We start from the raw sequence: 1792 nt of genomic DNA on the forward strand, positions 1-1792 counted from the left end.
CGATACCATCGACACCACCACGGTGAAACTGACGGCCACCGAGTCTGCCGCTGAAGGCGGCAACGTCGTCTACACCGCGACGGTCGGTGCACCAGTAACCGGTTCGCCAGTCGTGGTAACCCTGTCGAACGGTCAGACCATCACCATTGGTGTTGGCCAGACCACCGGCACCGCGACCACTACCGCGCCAAACGACGTTTTGACCGGCCATGCACCGCTGACCAACGCGATCACCAACGTCAGCGGCGGTAACTACGAGAACCTCGTGGCTGACAAAACGCCGGTCAGCACGACGGTGACCGATACTGTCGACACCACCAATCTGTCGCTCAGCGCGACCGGCACCGTGGCTGAAGGCGGTTCGATTGTTTACACCGCGACCCTGACCAACGCCGCTGGTTCGCCAGTCACCGTGACCCTGTCGAACGGCGCCGTGATCACCATCGATGCCGGTAAAACCACTGGCACCGTGACCGTTCCAGCCCCGGCCGATGACGTCTACAAAGACGCCGGCACCGTGCAGGCCACGATCAGCAACGCCACCGGTGGCAACTTCGAAAATCTGGTGCCGAGCACGACGCCAGCTATCACCAGCGTCACCGATACCGTCGACACCACGACTGTGAAACTGACGGCAACCGCTACCGCAGCCGAAGGTGGCAACGTCGTTTACACCGCGACTGTCGGCGCGCCAGTCACCGGCTCGCCGGTTGTCGTGACCCTGGCCAACGGTCAGACCATCACCATTGGTGTCGGCCAGACTACGGGGACTGCGACCACTACCGCACCAAACGATGCGTTGACTGGTCACGCACCGCTGACCAACTCGATCACCAACGTCACTGGCGGCAACTACGAAAATCTCGTCGCCGACAAGACGCCGGTTTCGACCAACGTCACTGACACCGTCGACACCACCAACCTGTCGCTGTCCGCGACCGGCACCGTGGCCGAAGGCGGTTCGATTGTTTACACCGCGACCCTGACCAACGCCGCTGGTTCGCCAGTGACCGTCACCCTGTCCAACGGCGCGGTGATCACCATCGATGCCGGCAAAACCACCGGCACCGTGACTGTCCCGGCCCCGGCTGACGACGTCTACAAAGACGCTGGCACCGTGCAGGCCACAATCAGCAACGCCAGCGGTGGCAATTTCGAAAATCTGGTGCCAAGCACGACTCCGGCTATCACCAGCGTCACCGATACCATTGACACCACCACCGTGAAACTGACCGCAACCGCCACTGCAGCCGAGGGCGGCAACGTTGTTTACACCGCGACCGTCGGTGCTCCAGTGACTGGCTCGCCAGTCGTGGTTACCCTGTCGAACGGTCAGACCATCACCATCGGTGTTGGCCAGACCACCGGCACCGCGACCACAACTGCACCTAACGACGCATTGACCGGCCACGCCCCGCTGACCAACTCGATCACCAACGTCACTGGCGGCAACTACGAAAATCTCGTCGCCGACAAAACCCCGGTCAGCACCACCGTGACCGACACCGTCGACACCACCAACCTGACGCTGTCCGCAACCGGCACCGTGGCCGAAGGTGGCCAGATCACTTACACCGCGACCCTGACCAACGCCGCTGGTTCACCGGTCACCGTGACCCTGTCCAACGGCGCCGTGATCACCATCGACGCCGGTAAAACCACTGGCACCGTGACTGTTCCCGCCCCGGCTGACGACGTCTACAAAGACGCTGGCACCGTGCAGGCCACAATCAGCAACGCCAGCGGTGGCAATTTCGAAAATCTGGTGCCAAGCACGACTCCGGCTATCACC

The 1792-nt window shown here is 62.3% G+C and carries 1 protein-coding gene; it reads left to right on the plus strand.

What is annotated here, in order from left to right; genetic code table 11:
* Positions 1–1792: immunoglobulin-like domain-containing protein (locus GTU76_RS29700; protein ID WP_343057681.1), on the plus strand; the 1792-nt coding region annotated here is incomplete at both ends.

It is taken from the genome of Pseudomonas crudilactis (assembly GCF_013433315.1).
Taxonomy (GTDB): domain Bacteria; phylum Pseudomonadota; class Gammaproteobacteria; order Pseudomonadales; family Pseudomonadaceae; genus Aquipseudomonas; species Aquipseudomonas crudilactis.